The organism is Streptomyces sp. NPDC051020 (assembly GCF_040683105.1).
Lineage (GTDB): Bacteria > Actinomycetota > Actinomycetes > Streptomycetales > Streptomycetaceae > Streptomyces.
Map to the genome: position 1 here is coordinate 124,325 of NZ_JBFBCG010000001.1, position 16,201 is coordinate 140,525.

The 16,201-nt window shown below is 71.0% G+C and carries 14 protein-coding genes; 6 read left to right on the forward strand and 8 right to left on the reverse strand.

Features of this window, described 5'->3' with window-relative positions:
- Positions 1-31: 31 nt before the first annotated feature.
- The 8 genes from AB0N06_RS00455 to AB0N06_RS00490 form a co-directional block, all read right to left on the reverse strand.
- A complete protein-coding gene (locus tag AB0N06_RS00455; RefSeq protein WP_366132557.1) occupies positions 32-271 on the reverse strand; it encodes an MbtH family NRPS accessory protein in 240 nt (79 codons plus the stop codon).
- A gap of 62 nt (positions 272-333) precedes the next feature.
- Entirely contained in the window at positions 334-1,332 is a 999-nt protein-coding gene (gene sbnB, locus AB0N06_RS00460) for a 2,3-diaminopropionate biosynthesis protein SbnB (RefSeq protein ID WP_366132558.1), read from the reverse strand.
- A complete protein-coding gene (gene sbnA, locus AB0N06_RS00465; RefSeq protein ID WP_366132687.1) occupies positions 1,326-2,327 on the reverse strand; it encodes a 2,3-diaminopropionate biosynthesis protein SbnA in 1,002 nt (333 codons plus the stop codon). The genes sbnB and sbnA overlap by 7 nt, the downstream gene beginning before the upstream one ends.
- Before the next feature lie 139 nt (positions 2,328-2,466).
- Positions 2,467-3,879 carry a condensation domain-containing protein gene (locus AB0N06_RS00470; protein ID WP_366132559.1) on the reverse strand — a complete coding sequence of 471 codons (1,413 nt, stop codon included), beginning with the start codon at positions 3,877-3,879 and terminating at the stop codon, positions 2,467-2,469.
- Positions 3,876-4,148 carry an acyl carrier protein gene (locus AB0N06_RS00475; protein WP_366132560.1) on the reverse strand — a complete coding sequence of 91 codons (273 nt, stop codon included), beginning with the start codon at positions 4,146-4,148 and terminating at the stop codon, positions 3,876-3,878. The genes AB0N06_RS00470 and AB0N06_RS00475 overlap by 4 nt, the downstream gene beginning before the upstream one ends.
- Positions 4,149-4,155: 7 nt before the next feature.
- The gene (locus tag AB0N06_RS00480; protein WP_366132561.1) at positions 4,156-5,895 is read right to left on the reverse strand and encodes an acyl-CoA dehydrogenase; all 1,740 of its coding nucleotides are present in this window, start codon (positions 5,893-5,895) and stop codon (positions 4,156-4,158) included.
- A complete protein-coding gene (locus tag AB0N06_RS00485) occupies positions 5,892-7,676 on the reverse strand; it encodes an acyl-CoA dehydrogenase family protein (protein WP_366132562.1) in 1,785 nt (594 codons plus the stop codon). Before AB0N06_RS00485 ends, AB0N06_RS00480 begins: the two co-directional genes overlap by 4 nt.
- Positions 7,673-9,472: a fatty acyl-AMP ligase gene (locus tag AB0N06_RS00490; RefSeq protein ID WP_366132563.1), complete on the reverse strand. Its 1,800-nt coding sequence runs from the start codon at positions 9,470-9,472 to the stop codon at positions 7,673-7,675. Before AB0N06_RS00490 ends, AB0N06_RS00485 begins: the two co-directional genes overlap by 4 nt.
- A gap of 288 nt (positions 9,473-9,760) precedes the next feature.
- Between AB0N06_RS00490 and AB0N06_RS00495 the strand changes: the two genes are divergently transcribed.
- The 6 genes from AB0N06_RS00495 to AB0N06_RS00520 all read left to right on the forward strand — a co-directional run bounded on the left by AB0N06_RS00495 (position 9,761) and on the right by AB0N06_RS00520 (position 16,141).
- Entirely contained in the window at positions 9,761-10,078 is a 318-nt protein-coding gene (locus tag AB0N06_RS00495; RefSeq protein ID WP_366132564.1) for a winged helix-turn-helix domain-containing protein, read from the forward strand.
- Positions 10,079-10,091: 13 nt separating this feature from the next.
- On the forward strand, positions 10,092-10,352 hold the full coding sequence (locus AB0N06_RS00500; RefSeq protein ID WP_366132565.1) for a hypothetical protein: 261 nt from the start codon (positions 10,092-10,094) through the stop codon (positions 10,350-10,352).
- A gap of 145 nt (positions 10,353-10,497) precedes the next feature.
- Complete coding sequence (locus AB0N06_RS00505; RefSeq protein ID WP_366132566.1) at positions 10,498-12,675, forward strand: MMPL family transporter; 2,178 nt, start codon at positions 10,498-10,500, stop codon at positions 12,673-12,675.
- A 115-nt stretch (positions 12,676-12,790) separates the two neighbouring features.
- Complete coding sequence (locus tag AB0N06_RS00510) at positions 12,791-13,459, forward strand: DUF4097 family beta strand repeat-containing protein (RefSeq protein ID WP_366132567.1); 669 nt, start codon at positions 12,791-12,793, stop codon at positions 13,457-13,459.
- On the forward strand, positions 13,456-14,292 hold the full coding sequence (locus tag AB0N06_RS00515) for a 4'-phosphopantetheinyl transferase superfamily protein (RefSeq protein ID WP_366132568.1): 837 nt from the start codon (positions 13,456-13,458) through the stop codon (positions 14,290-14,292). The genes AB0N06_RS00510 and AB0N06_RS00515 overlap by 4 nt, the downstream gene beginning before the upstream one ends.
- The gene (locus AB0N06_RS00520; protein ID WP_366132569.1) at positions 14,252-16,141 is read left to right on the forward strand and encodes a BTAD domain-containing putative transcriptional regulator; all 1,890 of its coding nucleotides are present in this window, start codon (positions 14,252-14,254) and stop codon (positions 16,139-16,141) included. Before AB0N06_RS00515 ends, AB0N06_RS00520 begins: the two co-directional genes overlap by 41 nt.
- Positions 16,142-16,201 lie beyond the last annotated feature (60 nt).

The window sequence follows — 16,201 nt, forward strand, 5'->3', positions numbered from 1 at the left end:
GGTCCTTCGCAGTGGTGGCTCGGGGGCGTGATCAGCCCGCGGTGCTGTGACCGTCGGACGCCGCGTACTGCGCCATCCGGCGGCGCAGGCTCAGCGGGCGCATGTCCTGCCAGATCCAGGCGATGTGGGCGAGGCACTCCTCACGGGTGCCGCTGGTGCCCTCCGCCGTCCATCCGGCGGGCAGCTCACGTCCCTCGGCCCAGATCGAGTACTGCTCCTCGTCGTTGCGGACCACGAGGTAGCTGCGTCCGCCGTTTCCCTGCTCGCTCATGTGCACTCCTGCTCTCTGCGCGCTGCGCGCGCCCGTGTCTCTTCGGTGCGGTCGGTGGCCGGTCAGGCGTCCGCGGGCAGGAACCCGTCGACGCGCACGCCCAGGTCCTGCTCCTGCGCGGTGCGGCGGACCAGGTCGGCGAACGCCAGGTCCAGTACGCCGAGGCCGAACGGCGAGAAGACGAGCAGCCGTTCGGGGTCGCGGTCGAGGTGTGCGGTGCCGCGGAGCAGGCCGCCGAGGGTGGCGTCGACGAAGTCCCGGTTGCCGGCCAGCTGCTGGGCCAGGTCGAGCGAGGTGCGCTCGCGGCAGACGTGGTCCACGTCGTCGACCACGTTCTGCGCACCGAGCACGGTCTCGGCCGTCAGGTCGCGCAGCGAGATGTGCAGGACCAGGGCGCCGGGGCGCAGTGCGGAGGCATCCAGGTGCGGTTCACCCGCGTTGGTGGCGAGCGAGACCAGGTCGTGGGCGGCCAGCGCGGTCGCGCTGTCCGGGGCGAGGGTCACCTTGGCGTCCGGGACGATCCCGGCGCAGACCGCCGCGAATTCCTCGGCCCTGCGCTGGTCGGGGTCGTAGACCGTGACGGTGTCCAAGCCCGGTACGACGGCGGCCAGGAAGCGGAGGATCTCGGCGTTGATGACGCCGCCGCCGAGGAGGGCGACGCCGCCGGCCGGCCCGGCGGGCAGCAGGGTCCGCGCGGCCAGGGCGGCACCGGCCGCGGTGCGGCGTGCGGAGATCAGCGAGCCCTCGATCAGCGCGGTGGGCCGCCCGTCGATCATGGAGTTGGTCAGGACGGCCGCGCTGGCCCGGGCCTTGCCGGAGCGGATGTTGTCAGGGAAGGAGGCGATCCACTTGATCCCGGCCGCGGGTTCGGCGCCGCCCAGGTGGGCGGGCAGGCCGATGATCCGGTTGCGGTCGTCGCCGGGGAAGCGCAGGAAGGTGGAGTGCGGCAGGGCTGTGGCCCCCGCATCGTGACGCATGTACGTGTCGGCGACAAGCTCGACGAGTTCGCGCTCACGGCCGTCGAGGATCTGCTGAACCTCGAAGTGACGGATGATCAGCATGGTTGCGTGGCTCCAGTTGTTCTGGGCTCCTTCCACAGGTGCGAGACATCACCGAAGTGGTCGCGCACCCAGTGGTCGGAGTAGATGGTGTCGAGATAGCGGTCGCCCCCGTCGGGGAAGACCAGTACGCAGTTGGCGCCGGCCGGGATGCGGTCCGCAAGAACGGTGAGAGCGGCGAGTACCGCACCGGACGAGCCGCCCGCCAGCAGTCCTTCGGACGCGGTGAGCCGGCGGCAGGCCGCGACGGCTTCCAGGTCGGGAACCCTCACGAGGTGGTGAGAGGGGTCCTTCTCCAGCAGCGGCGGGCGTACGGAGGCCCCATGGCCGGGCAGCAGCCGTGGCCCGGTGGGAGGGGCGAAGATGGCGCTGCCCTCCGCGTCGACCGCTACGACCGCGGTCGGCAGCGCGTGCTCCTGGACGTATGCGGCACAGCCGCCGAGGGTGCCGCCGGTGCTGGCGGCGCAGAACAGGTAGTCGACGCGGCCGTCGAGTGCCTCGACGACCTCGCGCATGGTGGTGTGGTGGGCCGCCGGGTTGAGTGGATTGGCGTACTGGTTGGGCCAGTACGCGTACGGGATGCTCTCGACGAGCTCGCGTACCCGTCGCAGCCGGGCCGGCAGCAGTTCGCCGCCCGCCGCGTCGGCCTCGGTGACGACTTCGACCTCGGCTTGATACGCGTGCAGTACGGCAAGGTTCTGTTCCGTGGTCCGAGCGTCGACCACACAGATGAAGCGGAGTCCGAAATAGGCGCACAGCTGGGCGAGACCGATACCGAGGTTGCCGGAACTGGACTCCACCACCACGGAGCGGCCGGGCACCAGTTCACCGCTGCGCAGCCGTCCGATGAGCATGTTCAGGGCCGTGCGGTCCTTGATGCTGCCGCCGGGATTGAACCGCTCCAGCTTTGCGAAGATCCGGAACGGGTAGTGCGGGAACACCTTGCGCAGTTCGACGAGCGGGGTGGCGCCGATGGTGCCAAGAATTCCGTCCACCACCCCCGGGGTGGCGTACACGCCGTCCCCGAGGTCGGTGGTTGCGGTGTCCGGAGGCTTCAGAAGGTGGGGCGGCTGGGTGGGCGAAACGGTCACGACTGTCCTCTCGAGGAACACGGAGTCGGGTGCGCCTGGTGGGCGGTCACCGGGCCGGGGCGCCGGCCGAGAGGGCGAGCAGATGGGCCCGTTCCTCCTCGCCGGTCAGCCGGATCGCCCCGATACGGCGTTCCGGCCGGGTGGTGACGGCGTCCAGCAGCCGCAGGTAGTGCATGCTCAGCCGGTCGACCGTCGGCCTGAAGAACAGATCGGTGCTGTACCGGAACAACACGGTCAGGCCGCCGCTGCCGGAGAGGACCTCGACCGCCAGATCGAACTGGCCCTCCTGCTGCGGCAGGTCGTAACCGGTGATGCTCAGCCCCGCGTACTCCAGGACACGCTGCCCCCGAGGGTCGGACAACAGGTCCATGACGGGGTCGAGGCGGCTGGTGGCGACCATGGTGAACGTGGTCTGGAAGACGGGGGTACGTGCCGCGTTCCTGGCCAGGCCGAGTGCGCCGGGGAGGAGCGGGAAGGGGTACTCCTGGTGGTTCATGGCGTCGCGCAGCCGCTGCTGGGTACGGCGCAGCAACGCGTCGAACGTCGTCTCGTCGTCGAGCGAGGCGCGCAGCACCATCGGGTTCACGAAGTAGCCCACGGTGCCCCGCAGTTCGCGGGCACGGCGGCCGCTCGCCGGGCAGCCGATGACGAACTCGGGCTCCGCGGTGTAGCGGTACAACAGGGCCTGGAACGCTGCGGCGAGCACCACGAACACGGTGGTTCGCCCATCGGCCGCGGTGGCTCTGATCCGCTCGGCCAGCCGGTCCGGGACGGGTACGGCCACGGTGTCGCCCCGTTGACCGGGCAGAACCTGCCGGGGCAGGTCCGCCGGGAGGTCGAGGACCAGGGGTGCGCCGCGGCAGCTGTCCCGCCAGAACTCGGCGAGACGCTCGGTCTCCTCGTGGTCGGCGAGCAACCGTTCCTCGGCAGCCACCTGGACGGCGAACCCGGTGGCGGGCCCCTCCCACGGCAGCGGGTCACCGGCGTCGAAGGCGCCGCAGGCGTCGAGGAGTTCGCGCAGCAGCAGGGCCTGGGACGCCGCGTCCGTGGCGATGTGGTGGGCGGCGACCAGCAGCACCTGGGCGTCGGGGCCGTCGAACAGGACCACGCGGAAGGCGCTGTCGGTGCCGAGCCGGAAAGGCCGGTCCCCGGCGGCGCGGACCAGCGCGCGCAGCTGTTCGCCGGTCTCATCGGCCGGACGGATCTCGGGTGCCAGCCGTCCGGCCGGGTGCACGCACCGGTAGGGGCCCCTCTCGTCCTCGTCGAAGGTGGAGCGCAGCAGATCGTGACGGTGCTCGACCGCCGTGACGGCGCGGGCGAGCACGTCCGCCCCGATACGCCGGGCGCCGACGATCCGGACCGCGCACATCACGTGGTAGGCAGAGCTTTCCGGGGCGAGCCGGTGCAGGTACCAGAGGGCCTGCTGCCCCTGGGAGAGCGGCTGCCTGGTGCCGGTCACGGCTGTTCTCCGGCGAGGATCCCGTGGAGGTGCGCCGCCATCGCGTCGACCGTGGGGTGGTCCCAGGCCAGCGTCTGCTCGACGACGATGTCGTACTCGTCCTCGATGTCGCCGCAGAAGGCCAGCGCGTAGACGGAGTCGAGGCCGTACTCGACAAGGGGCACGGACGGGTCGACTGCGGTGGCAGGACGCTCCAGATAGAAGGCGGCTCGTCCGACGAGCCAGTTCCGGATCTCCTCGAGAGCGTGGGGGCGGGCTGCAAGGGTCACGGTGTTCTCACTCCGTCGTTCGCGGATCGGCAGGAAGTGCGGGAAGCGGGTGGGGCTGCCCGGCGAGCGGGTCCCCGTACAGGTCGAAGCTCCGGTGGGCCGACCGTCGCTCCAGCAGCAGCGCGAAGAGGGCCGCTTCGGTGCCGGAGTGCGGGCCGGGCGGTACCCGCAGACCGATGCGGGCGGCGAGCCGGCGCAGTGCGGTGATGGCCCAGGCCGGATCGGCGAGGAGCCGGTCCGTGTCGGCCCGGTTGTGCCGCCAGATGCCCACGCAGGCGGCGGCGGCGAGCACCACCGCGTACCGGGCGGCCAGCGCGAAGGCGTCCGGTCCTGCGGTCACGGCGCGGTCACCGGGCGGCAGTTCCACCTCCGCCATCCGTCGCAGTTCGCCGGTGAACGCCGCGCACAGGGCGGCCAGTTCGGCGGGTTCGCGAGGGCCGGGCTGTTCGCCGAGCACGGAGGTGAGTACGTCGGCGCCGCGGGGGGTGAGTTGCAGCCGCCCGTAGTCGAGGGGTGGCAGTGCGCCGTTCACGCGGAACAGGTCGGCGGGCGCCGGTTCGGGCTCTCGCCAGCCCCGCCGGGCCAGCGCGGGCAGTTGCGGAACGACCGAGGCCCGGCAGACGGTGCCGCCGGCGTGGGCCAGTGCGGCCACCGGCAGGTCACGCAGCATCTTCTGGACGATGCCGTACGGTCCCTCGCGCAGGAACGAGCGGGCGCCGAGTACCGCCGCGAGGCGCTGAGCGGCGTCCTGGACGAGATCGGCCACCAGGTACTTGGACAGCGCGGACAGCACGCCCGCGTGCTCGGGTCGCAGATGCAGGCTGCGGGCGGTGACCGTGGCGAGGCTGTCACAGACAAGCAGGTCGGCGAAGGCCCCGGTGAGGGCCGAGCGGACGTAGGGAAGTTCGGCCACGGACCTGCCGTACAGCCGGCGTTCCAGGGCGAAAGCGAGGACGGTGCGCAGTTGGGTGTCGAGTCCGCCCAGCATCATGCCCGGCAGTACGGCACGGGTGACCTGAAAGGCCCGCATGACGTTCTCCAGCCCTCGTCCGGGCTCTCCGACGATGCTGTCCCTGCCGAGCGGGAACCGGGTGAAGTCGACTCCGGCGATGTGACAGCCGCGCAGTGCGGAGGTGGCGAGCCGGGGTCGGATCACCACGGCCTTGTCCCGGTCGGCCGTGGTCAGGTCGATCAGCAACTGGGAGTGGCTGCGGCTGCCCGGGTCGTCGCCGGTCCGGGCGAGCGTCACGGCCGCGTCGGCCCGCTCGATGTTGTTGATCATCTGCTTGCCGCCGGTGAGCAACAGGCTGCCGTCGGGGCCCGGTTCGGTGCGCAGTTCACCGCGGCCGACGTCACTGCCGTGGGCGAGCTCGGTGTAGGCGGCCGCGATCCGGCCTCCTGACAGCAGGAGTTCGGCGGCTCTTCGGCGCTGTTCGGTGCTGCCCGCGGACCAGACGCCGACGCCGGCGATGAAGCCGGTGATGCCGTAGCCGACCCCCAAGGCGCAGTCGCGGCGGAAGACGGGGCGCAACACGTGGGACAGCCGGTCGAGCCGGTCCAGCCGCCCGCCGAGCTCGACGGGGACGAATTCGGCGTTGAGTCCATAGGTGTCGAGGGCCGCTTCGGCGGCGGCCGAGGGTTCGCCGCGTTCGTCCGCCGCGAGGGTTTCCCGGTGGCCGAGCGGGGAGTCCGGGTCCAGCGGATCTCCAAGGAGCCGCTCCAGTTCCGCGGGGCGCCGTCCGTTCATGCGGGAGCCTCCTCGGACACCGGGCAGTACAACAGGGAGAAGAGCAGTCCTTCGCGGTGCTGTGCGACGAGCTGCGGGTACAGGGCGTCGAGCGCGTCACCGTCGGGCTGTGCGCCGCCGGGAGTGAGCCTGGCCTGGATCCGGGCGAGCGCGGCCTGCAGCCAGCACGCATCCCGCCACAGGGCGGCGTCCGGCGCCGGGTCGTCGGGCACCACCCGCTCGGGGGCGTTGTGCAGCCACAGGAGCAGGCAGGCCGCCGCGGCGTGGCAGAGCACGTACTCCTCGGCGATCTCGAACGCCTCGGACGGCACGTCGCGCGCGGTGCGCCGGATGGCGGCCATCCGGTCGTGCAGGGTGTCGGTGTGCCGGGCCAGTTGGCCGGCAAGCCGGGCCACCCGCTGCGGGATCAGGCCCGCTTCGGCCTGCTCGTCCAGCCGGGCCGCGGATGCGGAAAGGGTCGCGACCACCGTGTTGCCGGTTCGGGAGGCGAGTACGAGCCGGTTCCGGTCGAAGGGCGGCAGCGGACCGCAGAGCCGGGCGGCCGCGACCGGTCCTGCGGTGTCCGCCCCGTCGGTGCCGCGCCGGTAGCGGCGTACGAGGGTGGGGAACTGGTCGATGAGGGCGTTCAGATTGACCAGCGTGTTGCCGTCGAAGATGCCGACGATGCGGTGGTCGCGCTCGGTCTTCTGGAATCTGCCGTACGGGCAGATTCCGTACGCCCCGTCCGGGTCGGCCCGCACCACCGACCGCAGCCCGAGGACCTGTCCGAGCCCGGTGAGCATCCGGTCCACGGAGGTGGGCAGCAGGTACTTGACCACGGCCGCGGTGACGGAGTGTTCCTCGGTGAGGGTGTGCAGGGCGCGGCTCGCCACCGTGCTGACGGCCTCGCCGATCAGCAGGTCGGCGTAGTACTCGGTCAGGGTCCGCGTCGTTTGGGGAAGTTCGGCGACCGCCCGGCCGTAGCGCCGGGCGTCGAGTGTGAAGTCGAGGGCGAGCCGCAGCCCTTGGTCGGCGGCACCGAGCGAGAGCGCGGCGCAGAGGGTACGGGTGATCTGAAGGCTCTTGAGCACGGTCTCCAGTCCGGTGCCCTCCGTGCCGATCAGGCTGTCGGCCGTGACCACCGCTCCGTCGAAGGCGATGCCGCTGATGTCCGCGCCGCGGATGCCGTGAGTGCGTGAGCGCGGCAGCGGCCGGTGGGACTGCGGATCCAGTTCGCGTTTGTCCACCATCATCAGGCTGAATCCGCGCGGTCCGCCGTCGGGCGAGGTGCGGGCCAGTACGCAGATCCGCTCGCCGCGGGTGGCGTTGTTGATGAGCCACTTCTCGCCGTCGAGCCGGTAGCCGTCATCGGCCGGGGTGGCGGTGAGCTCGCCGGCCAGGAGGTCGCTGCCGTGTTCCTGTTCGGTCAGCCCCCAAGACACCACGGTGCCCGCGGCGACGTCGGTGCCGAAGCGGTGGGCCTGTTCCGGTGTGGCGGCCACCCAGGCGCTGACGGCGCCGAGGTAGGTCTTGCCGTGGCCGATCGCCACCGTGAGGTCGCGGCGGGCCACCATCCTCATCAGTTGCAGCAGCTCCTCGTACGTGCGCAGCCGGCCGCCGTACTCGATGGGGACGTACTTCGCACAGAGTCCGAGACCGTCCAACTGTCGGGCGATGGCCTCGGGGAACTCCTCGCGCTCGTCCAGGTCGGCGCAGGCCGCGTAGCCGAAGACGGTGTTCCGGTCACGGGCCGGACCGAGCATTTGTTCGAACTCGGCGGCGGTGTGCAGAGCGGTGTTCACAGTGCGGCCCCGATCGGCTCCACTGCCCGGTAGCGGCTGCGGATCTCCGGCTCCAGCTCCTCGTGGAGCGGCTCCATCGCGTTCTCCAGGAAGAGCGTGCGCATCAGGCGGCGCTGGATCTTTCCGCTGGTCGTGCGGCTGACTCGACCGGGCCGGACAAGCACCACATTGGCGATTCGCACCCCGAGCTCGGCGGTGAGCGCCTTGCGCACCGCTGCGGTCACCTCGCGCAGGAAGTCCTCGCCCTTGCCGGGCGCCCTGACCTCCTGGACGACGACGATCTCCTCGCGGGCCGCGGGCACGGTGAAGACGCTGCCGACGAGGTGGGCGACGGAGGGATGGGCGAGACGGGCCGAGCGCTCGATGTCGTGCGGATACAGGTTCCGGCCGTGGACGATGAGCATCTCCTTGATCCGGCCGGTCACGAAGAGCTGGCCGTCCAGAATCGCGCCCAGGTCACCGGTGCGCAGAAATCCGGTGCGTCCGTCGGCAGTGACGGCCCGGAAGATGCGCTCGTTCTCCTCCTCGTTGTTCCAGTAGCCGCGGCCGACGCTGCCGCCGCGGACCCAGATCTCGCCGATCCGGCCGTCCGCGAGGACCTGGTGGTCGGCCGGGTCGACGACGATCACGTCGAGTTCCCATCCCGTTCCGCTGCTGGCGAGCAGCTGCGCGGGCCGGCCGGGGTCGTCGCCGGGGTCCGCGGAGAGCGGGGTGAGGACGTTGCGCTCCAGGTCGGCCGCGTCGGCCCAGCGGCTGACCGGCGGCAGCTCGGGGTCGGAGCCGGTGATGAAGAGGGTGGTCTCCGCCATCCCGTAGCAGGGCAGGAAGGCCTCCTGCCGGAATCCGGCCGGGGCGAGGCGTTCACCAAAGGCGGCGAGTGTGCGGGCGTCGATCGGTTCGGCTCCGTTGCATGCCCAGCGCCAGCGGGACAGATCGAGTCCGGCGATCTGCTCGTCGGTCAGCCGCCGGATGCACAGGTCGTACGCGAAGTTCGGGGCCGACGTCATGTGGATGCCGCGTCGGTCGATCATGCGGAGCCAGGAGACCGGCCGCTTGAGGAATTCGGTGGGCGACATCAAGGTGGCGGACGCCCCGAGGTAGAGCGGTTCGAGGAGCAGGCCGATCAGACCCATGTCGTGGTAGAGCGGCAGCCAGCTGCCGAACCGGGTCTCCCGGGTGAAGCCGGTGCTGCGCTGGATCAGGGCCAGGTTGTGGAGCAGGTTGGAGTGGCTGACCATGACACCCTTGGGGGCGCTGGTCGAGCCCGAGGTGTACTGGAGGAAGACGAGCGAGTCCCCGTCGATGTCCGGTCGCCACCACTGTCCGGCGTCGGCGGTGGCGGCGTCCTCGACGGCCAGACAGGGCACGCGGTCCGGCGATTCGTCGAGCCAGGCGGATATCTCCGCCAGGTCGTCGCGGCCGGTGAGCACCAGGGACACCCCCGCGTCACGGATGATGCCGGCGGCGCGGACGTAGTGGTGGCGCTGACCGCCGGGCAGCGGCGCGGGAACGGGTACGGCTCCGGCGTACACGCAGCCGAGGAACGCCCTGACGAACCCGAGTCCCTGCGGGTGCAGCAGCAGCACCCGGTCACCGGTACGTACTCCGTTTTCGGCCAGGGCGACGGCAACCGACCTTGCGGCTGCGTCGAGTTGCCCGTAGGTCAGCGTCTCTTCGACGGGCGCGGAGCCGTCGCTGCGGACGAAGGCCACGGCTTCGCGCTCCGGCCCCGTCCGGACATGCGCTTGGAGTACGCCCACCAGATCCGCCACTTCGGGCGTCAGCGGTTCGGACACGGTTCCCCCTCGGTCCCATGAGTGTGAGCGCTGCGGGAATCCGGCGAACGTGCAGGTTCTGCGGAGACCTTGCGGCGACAACAAGCATTCTTGCCGCGCCCAACCTCGTTTTTCGGCCGCAGCGGCTGTCAGGACCTCGCACCGGCAGCTAGTTGCCAACCCCGGGAGAGCTTCACAAGTCCGACTGGTTCACCGGTTCCATCAGACAGGTGTCAGCAATCCATTGGGCTTGACAGTCAATCGAGACACCTGTCAGTGTTTTCTGACATGACGAGAAAGGCGCCGCCGATGAGCACATCACCACCATCTGGCGACGAGCTGCTGAAGGTGCTGTCCGCACTGGCCAATCCGCAACGGCTGCGGATTCTGGCGGCGCTGGCACAGAACCGGAACTACGTCAGTCAACTCGCCAGGGAACTCGGGGTCGGACGGCCGGTCCTGCACATGCACCTTCAGCGCCTGGAGGCCGCTGGGCTGGTCACCAGCTCGCTGGAGCTCTCACAGGACGGCAAGGCCATGAAGTTCTTCGAGGTTCAGCCGTTCGATCTGCACCTCACCGCGGACCGGATCGCGTTGTCCACGCCCACGCTCACGCTCAAGGACTGAAGGAGTCCCGACCATGAACACACTGGCCGCAAGTACCGACTGGGGCACCACCGCCTTCGTCCTCGGCTGGTTCGCACTGATCGCCCTGGTCGTCGTCGCCATCATCTTCGCCGTCGCCCGGGTCATCCAGGCCCGCGCCTCCGCGCAGCGCGAAGAGAGTCTCCGTGAGCAGCTGGAACGGGCGACCAAGGCCCAGGACGCGGTCGCCTCGGAGCTCGCCGAGGTCAAGACCCGGCTGGCCTCGATCGAGAAGACGATGAGCGACTTCGACTGACCACCCGGCCGCCGTACCACGCGGCGCACCGCTGAAGCCCGGGTCGCCGAGCGGCAACTCGACGACCCGGTGGCGGACGCCGTACCCGCACGCCCGACGGCGTGTCCTTCCGTGCACGGACCTCCACAGGAAAGAGGAACATCTCGTGTCCCTCCCGATCAAGTCGGCCGAACGGCTGACCGGTGCGCTCACCGGCCGGGTGTCGAAGTGGGTGGTCGTCGTCTTATGGCTGCTGACCACCGTCGCCCTGGTCCCGCTGGCCGGCCGGCTCGCGGGCGCCCAGAACGACGACATCACCTCCTGGCTGCCGAACAGCGCCGAGTCCACCCGCGTCGCCGAGAGGGCCGAGGACTTCCCCGGCGGTGACACGCTGACCGGCGTCATCGTCTACGTCCGCCCCGCCGGATTGACCGAGGCCGACCGCGCCGCGGTCGCGGCTGAGCGCACCGAACTCGCCGGGCTCAGCAGCACCCCAGTCACCGCGCCCGTCGCGTCCGAGGACGGCAAGGCGCTGATGATCAGTCTCAGGCTGCCCTCCGACATCAAGGGCAAGAAGATCGAGGAGCTGCGGACCAGCGCCGCCGAAGGCCTACCGGACGGGCTGGAAAGCAGGTTCACCGGTGGCGCCGGGGCCCGGCTCGACAGCCTGGACGCCTTCTCGGGCATCGACTCGACGCTGCTGCTGGTGGCGGGCGGCGTGGTCGCGCTGCTTTTGATCGTCACATACCGCAGCCCGGTGCTGTGGCTGCTCCCGCTGCTCTGCGTTGGCATCGTCAGCCAGCTGGCCAACGCCGTCGCCTATCTGCTCGCCGAACACGCAGGCATGGTCGTGACCAGCCAGAGCGCCGCAATCCTGCTGGTGCTGGTCTTCGGCGCGGGCACCGACTACGCGCTGCTGCTGCTGTCGCGCTACCGCGAGGAACTGACCCGGCACGAGGACAAGCACGTCGCCATGGCGGTCGCGCTGCGTCGGGCCGGTCCCGCCATCGTCGCCTCGGGCGCGACCGTGGCCCTCGGAGTGCTGTGCCTGCTCGCCGCCGAGCTCAACTCCAACAGCAGCCTCGGCCCGGTCGCCGTCGTCGGCGTGCTCTGCGCGCTGCTCGCCATGCTGACCCTGCTCCCCGCTCTCCTGGTGGTCTGCGGACGCTGGCTGTTCTGGCCGGTCGTCCCCCGGTTCGCCGCCGCGTCTGCCAGGAACACCGCACCGGCGGCGGGCCGCCGCTCCTTCTGGGGCACCGTCAGCCGCCTCGTCTCGGCCCGTCCCCGCCTCATGTGGGTCACCTGCGTACTGGCCTTCGTCGCTCTGGCCGTCGGCGGTCTCGGCATGAAGACCGGTCTCGCCCCCGCGGACACGTACACCACCAAGCCCGACTCGGTGATCGGCCAGCAGCTCCTCGCGAAGCACTACCCGGCGGGATCCGCCCGCCCGCTCCAGGTGATCGCCAACGCCGGATCCGCAGACACGCTGCGCACCGCACTCACCCGTACCGACGGAGTCGACTCCGTCGCCCCGCCGGTGCGCTCCGAGGACGGGTCGAAGATCTCCCTGTCCGTCATCCTCACCGACGCCCCCGGCAGCAAGGGCGCGCAGGACAGCGTGGACCGGGTACGGGAGGCCGCTCACGGCGTCTCCGGCGCCGATGCCCTGGTCGGCGGTTCGACCGCCACCGACCTGGACGTCTCCCGCGCCCAGGCCCACGACCGGCGTACCGTCCCGCCGATGGTGCTGGCGGTGGTCCTGCTGGTGCTGATCCTGCTGCTCCGCTCGCTCGTGGCCCCGCTGCTGCTGATGGCCACCGTGATCGTCTCGTTCGGCGCGGCGCTCGGACTGAGCTGGCTGATCTTCCACCATCTGCTCGGCTACCCGGCCGTGGACAGTTCGCTGTTCCTCTTCGGTTTCCTGTTCCTGGTGGCGCTCGGCGTCGACTACAACATCTTCCTGGTCCACCGCATCCGGGAGGAGACGGCCGCCGGCGTGACACCGGATCACCGGGGCGGCGTCCTGCGTGCCCTGACCTCCACAGGCGGTGTCATCACCAGCGCCGGTGCGGTGCTCGCCGCGACCTTCGCCGCACTCGCGGTGCTGCCGCTGGTCGCCATGGTCGAGCTGGGCCTCCTGGTCGCTCTGGGAGTCGTTCTCGACACCTTCGTTGTCCGCTCCCTGGTGGTGTCGTCGATCGCGCTCGACCTGGGGGACCACTTCTGGTGGCCCGTCCGGCGGGGCGCTTCGCCGTCGCCCGCCAAGGACGGCACACCGTCGCACGGACCCGGGCACGGCAGCCAGGACGACGACGCCGCACGTCTGGTCGGCACCGAACGCTGACGCTCCGTCCGGTGCCGGGGCGGGATCACTGCCCCGCCCCGGCACCGGGCCCGCGGTGCCCGCCCTGCCGCCCCGCGCCCTTCTCGCACCCTTCTCGCACCCTGGAGACATCCGTATGCGCAAGCACCTGGTCGCCACCACCCTGGCTCTGCCGGCCGCCGTGACTCTGCTCGCCGGGTGCGGCGGGCTCATCGGCCCCGAACACACCACCAAGGACTCCCTGCGTCCCACCGGCACCGTCCGCACCATCGAGATCCACTCGGGCAGCGGCACGGTCAGGGTCACCCCCGGCGACAAGGTCGTTGTGCGGCGCACGGTCCGCTACAACGGCGACGAGGCCGGCACACTGAAGGAACCGGTCGACGGCACGCTGACGCTCGACAATTGCGACCGCTGCTCCACCGACTACACCGTCACCGCGCCGAGCGGCACCGTTCTGCGGGTCCAGTCCGGTTCCGGCGATGTGCACATCGGTGAATTCACCGGCTCCGTACGGCTCGAAGCCGGCTCGGGCGACATCGACGCGAAGTCGCTCGGCGGCACGGCGGAGCTCAGAACAGGCTCGGGATCGATCACTGCCGTGTTCACCGGCCCCGTACCGGACATCACCGCGAACGCCGGTTCCGGCGACGTCGACCTGACGCTGCCGAGGGGCAGCTACCTGATCGACGCGGACAGCAAGTCGGGCAGCCGGAACATCGACGTACCGCAGCAGGGCTCCGACACCCATCGGGTCAGGATCCGTACCGGATCGGGCGACATCAAGGTGCGAGCGGCAGCATGACATCCGGCCTCGAGGAAGTCTTCGACGCGGACGCGACGCATGTGTGGACCGGTAGGGCACCGGACGCGGCCGCGCCGCCGGACACCGGCGTCCTGTCCCCCGACGAGCTCCGGCGGATGCGGGCCCTGCCGCCCGGCCCGGCCGCCGCGTATGCCCACACGCACATCGCCGTACACCGGATACTCGGCCGGTACCTGAGCCGGCCGCCCGGCTCGGTCGTCCTGGGCCGTGCCGTCTGCCCCGGCTGCGGCTCCACCGGGCACGGGCCCCCGGTCGTACGGACCCCCGCCACCCGGCTCACGTTCAACCTCTCGCGCTCCGAAACGCACTGGCTGCTGGCCGTCGCCGCGGACCGCAGAGTCGGTGCCGACATCCAGCACGAACTGCCGGACGCCCGGCCGGACCTCGCCTCGATGGCCGCGGTCTGCTTCGCCGCCGCCGAACTCGCCGGTTTCCCCCCACCCGGGCACGGCGAGAACGCCGACGCCCGCTCGGCCTACTTCTACCGGGCGTGGACCCGCAAGGAGGCCGTGGCCAAGGCCCTCGGCGTCGGGCTGGCCGCCGATCTCACAGCCATCGCCATCGCACCCGGCGCAACGGGCCCGGTACAGGTACGCGCGGCCGCCGGTCCGGGGCAGGCCGGCACCCTGTGGCAGGTCCGGGACGTCCCGATGGCCGGCCGTGTCTTCGCCGCCGTGGCCCACGAGGCCGCCGCCACCGGACCTGTGCGCCTGCTCACCATGGCTCCCGGTTGTCCCGGGGAGTCCCTCGACATTCCGGGAGAGGACCGGCGTGGACTTCCAGTTGCTCGGACCGGTCACCGCGATCGGTGACCGCGGGCCCATACCCCTGGGCGGCAGCAAGGTGCCCACCGTGCTCGCGCTGCTGCTCCTGACCCCCGGCCGCATCGTCTCCGACGCCAGGATCACGTCGATGCTCTGGTCCCAGGAGCTGCCCGGAACCGCCTCGGCCCAGATCCAGACCTATGTGTCCCGGCTGCGCAAAGCGCTCGGGCCCGGTGCCCGGCTGGACCGTCAGCAGCCCGGCTACGTCCTGCACACCGACGCCGACCGAATCGATCTCACCACGTTCGAGTCGTTGACGGCCCGAGGCCGCAGCGCGCTCGCGGCGGGGGCCGCGGCCGATGCGGAAACGCTCTTCGGCACAGCGCTCGGGCTCTGGCACGGGCCCGCACTCGCCGGTGTGGCGGAACCGCTCGCCGGGGCCGAGCGGCCCTGGCTGGAGGAGACCCGGCTGGATGCGATGGAGAACCGGACCGAAGCCCGGCTCGCACTGGGACATCACGCGGCCCTCGTCCCCGAACTGACCTCGCTCGCCGCTCAGCAGCCGCTGCGCGGCCGGACCCGGGGCCAGCTGATGCTCGCCCTGTACCGGTCCGGAAGGCAGGCTGAGGCACTCGCGGGATACGACTCCTTCCGACGCCTGCTCGCGGAGGAGACGGGCATCGATCCGAGCGACGACCTCCAGGCACTGCACAGCAGCATCCTGGCCGCCGACCCCGCTCTGCTCGTACCGCCCCCGTCCCCAGCAGCTTCACCGTCAGTGCCGCTCACCACCATCGGCTCTCGAATACAATCGGCAGCCCAACTCCCTCCAGATATATCTGACTTCACTGGCCGAAGCCGGGAACTGCGGGTTCTCGACGACCTGTTGCGCCGTCGCGGCTCCCGAGCCGCCACGGGGGGCCACTGCCTGATCAGCGGCATGGCCGGAGTCGGGAAGACCGCCCTGGCTGTACGATCCGCACATCTGACCCTCGACGCCTACCCGGACGGGCAGCTGTACATCGACCTCCGCGGCGCGGGGCAGCACCGCGCGAACCCGGCCGAGGTGCTGCTCGGCATCCTGCGCGGAACGGGCCTGGACGACTCCCGCATCCCGGCCACCCTGGACGAACGCTCCGCTCTCTACCGCAGCTTCCTGGCAGACCGGCGGATGCTCGTCCTGCTCGACAACGCCGCCGACGAACAGCAGATACGTCCACTGCTGCCGGCCGGCCCCACGTGCACTGCCCTGGTGACCAGTCGCAGTACGCTGCCCGCGCTGGCCGGCGGTCACCGCATCGAACTGGACGTCTTCGGCCACGACGAGGCTCGGGACCTGCTCGCGGCCGTCGCAGGGCCAGAACGCACGAGCGCCGAACCGGAGGCTGCCGAACGAATCGTCCGGCTGTGCGGACTGCTCCCCCTCGCCGTCCGTATCGCGGGAGCGCGGCTGGCCGCGAGACCGCACTGGCCGCTCACCCGTCTCGCCGAGCGGCTGTCGGATCAGCACCGGCGCCTGGACGAGCTGAGCATCGCCGATCTGGAGGTACGGGCGGGCATCGCGATGGGATACCAGGAGCTTGCGGAGCCGGAGCAACGGGCCTTCCGTCTGCTGTCGTTGCTGGACGGGCCCGCGTTCCAGCCCTGGAAGGCCGCGGTGCTCCTGGACCTCCCGGTCGACCGCACTCGGGACATCCTGGAACGCCTCGTCGACGCACGGCTGTTGCAGACCGGCCGAGACACCGGCAGCGGCCCCGAGTGCTTCCGCTTCCACGATCTGGTACTGGCGTTCGCCACCGAGCGGGCCGCAGCCGTGGAGACCTCGGACACCCGGTACGCCGCGCTCGACCGGGTGCTGGGAGCGAGCCCGGTGTACGCGGGCTGGATGTACGTGTAGCAGGTGCGGGAGCTGGTCCACGGCGACCGGACCACCGGATCAGGACAGACCGGAGATCAC

Excerpts from the sequence above, each read along its gene's own strand:
- AB0N06_RS00455 (WP_366132557.1), bottom strand. The coding sequence starts at position 271 with ATGAGCGAGCAGGGAAACGGCGGACGCAGCTACCTCGTGGTCCGCAAC.
- sbnB (WP_366132558.1), bottom strand. The coding sequence starts at position 1,332 with ATGCTGATCATCCGTCACTTCGAGGTTCAGCAGATCCTCGACGGCCGT.
- AB0N06_RS00480 (WP_366132561.1), bottom strand. The coding sequence starts at position 5,895 with ATGAACGGACGGCGCCCCGCGGAACTGGAGCGGCTCCTTGGAGATCCG.
- AB0N06_RS00495 (WP_366132564.1), top strand. The coding sequence starts at position 9,761 with ATGAGCACATCACCACCATCTGGCGACGAGCTGCTGAAGGTGCTGTCC.
- AB0N06_RS00500 (WP_366132565.1), top strand. The coding sequence starts at position 10,092 with ATGAACACACTGGCCGCAAGTACCGACTGGGGCACCACCGCCTTCGTC.
- AB0N06_RS00510 (WP_366132567.1), top strand. The coding sequence starts at position 12,791 with ATGCGCAAGCACCTGGTCGCCACCACCCTGGCTCTGCCGGCCGCCGTG.
- AB0N06_RS00515 (WP_366132568.1), top strand. The coding sequence starts at position 13,456 with ATGACATCCGGCCTCGAGGAAGTCTTCGACGCGGACGCGACGCATGTG.